This is a genomic window from Streptomyces sp. MnatMP-M17 (genome assembly GCF_900091995.1).
Taxonomy (GTDB): domain Bacteria; phylum Actinomycetota; class Actinomycetes; order Streptomycetales; family Streptomycetaceae; genus Streptomyces.
The window spans coordinates 1-1,827 of record NZ_FMDK01000847.1 but is presented as its reverse complement, the minus strand read 5'-3'; the positions used below and the strand labels follow the sequence as shown (position 1 = coordinate 1,827).

Below are 1,827 nucleotides of genomic sequence, written 5' to 3'. Positions count from 1 at the left end.
GGCCGGACACCGGCCGCCGCCCGGTCCACGGCCGCTGCCCAGGCGGCTGGTGCTCGCGGACCACCAGGACTCCTTCGTACACACCCTGGCCGACTACTTCCGGCAGGCCGGCGCGGACGTCCGTACGCTGCGCGCGCCGCTCGGCGGCCAGGTGCTGGCGGACGAGCGGCCGGACCTGCTGGTCCTGTCACCGGGACCTGGCCGGCCGGCCGACTTCGGCATGTCGGCAACGCTCGGTGCGGCGCTGGGGCTGGGCATCCCGGTCTTCGGCGTGTGCCTGGGACTCCAGGCGGTCGTCGAGTACTTCGGCGGCACGCTCTCCCTGCTGCCGCAGCCGGTGCACGGCAAGACCTCTTGGATCAATGTCACGGGCGGCAGGCTGCTCGCGGAGCTGCCGAAACGGTTCGCCGCCGGGCGGTACCACTCGATCTTCGCGGCGCAGGTGCCCGAGTGTCTGGAGGTCACCGCCACCACGGACGAGGGAGTGGTCATGGCGGTGGAGCACCGGAGTCTGCCGGTCGCCGCCGTCCAGTTTCACCCGGAGTCGATCCTGACCCTGCGCGGCGGAGTCGGACACGGGATAGTCGAGGCGGTGCTGCGTGGTCTTCTCGCGAACTGACGGCGTTACGGCGCGGGGCGCCGCGCGGCGCCCCGCGGCGGTCCTGCTCCGCCCGGGCGAGCCGGTGCCCGGCCGGTATCTGATCAGCGCCGACCGGGTCTGGGACGGTGTCGCGCCCGAACCGGTCCGGGACGGCTTCCTGCTGGTGGAGGGCGCACGGATCGGCGCGGTGGGACGGCAGGCGGACCTCGGTGGCGGCCTGGACACCGTGCCGCGCCTGGATCTGCCCGGAGCGACCGTGCTCCCGGGGCTGATCGACTGTCATGTGCACATGGCGCTGTCCGGCTCGGCCACACCGGTGCGCGACTTCAAGCGGGAGGCGCGCGCCGGAGCGGCGGCACTGGCCGTACGGGCCGTACAGAACCTCCGCCTCGCGGCCGAGGCGGGCGTCACGACGGTGCGCGATCTCGGAACGCCGAACGAGGTGGCCTTCCCGCTGCGCGCCGCCGTGGCCGAAGGCCGGATCCCGGGGCCGCGGGTGCTGACGAGCGGCCGGCCGATCACGGTCACGGGCGGCCACTGCCACTGGTTCAGCCACGAGTGCGACTCGCCCGCCGAGATCCGGGTCGCCGTCAGACGCCAGGTCCGGGACGGCGCCGACTGGATCAAACTGATGCTCAGCGGCGGCAATCTGACGCCCAGGACCAATCCCGGCCGGCCCCAGTACAGCGAGGAGGAGGTGCGGGCCTGTGTCGAGGAGAGCGAGCGGCTCGGGGTGCCGGTCTCGGCGCACGCCTACGATCCGGTCAGCATCCGGCGGGCGGTCGACGCGGGTGTGCGCACCATCGAGCACTGCCTGTTCGAGACGGCGGACGGGATCGCCTATGATCCCGCGACCGCGATTCAGATGGCCGCCCGCGGTATCGCGTTCGTACCCACGATCAGCGGTGCCTTCCTGCGGATGCGGACCGCCGGGCCCGAAGGACCGGAGGGGCCGGATCTCGTCGCGCCGCGCTTTCGCGAGCGGCGGACACAGATCCGCGAGGTCTTCCAGCGCATGGTCGCGGCCGGCGTGCCGATGGTCGCCGGATCGGACGCGGGCGTGCCGCAGCGCGCGTTCGACGGTTTTCCGGCGGATCTCGCCGCCCTCGTCGGCCCTGACGGCATGGGACTCACCTGCCGCCAGGCGCTGGTGGCCGCGACCTCCGCGGCGGCGGAGCGGCTCGGCGTGGACGACACGGGCGTGCTGGCGCCGGGCCGGCGCGCGG

General features: G+C 73.7%; 2 protein-coding genes. Both read left to right on the top strand.

Annotated elements, in window-relative coordinates:
- Positions 1-619, top strand: a 619-nt coding sequence (locus GA0115259_RS31830) for a glutamine amidotransferase-related protein (RefSeq protein ID WP_176732722.1), incomplete at its 5' end; no start/stop codon positions are given.
- A partial coding sequence (locus tag GA0115259_RS31825) for a metal-dependent hydrolase family protein (protein ID WP_093603402.1) occupies positions 600-1,827 on the top strand: 1,228 nt, incomplete at its 3' end. The genes GA0115259_RS31830 and GA0115259_RS31825, both read left to right, overlap by 20 nt.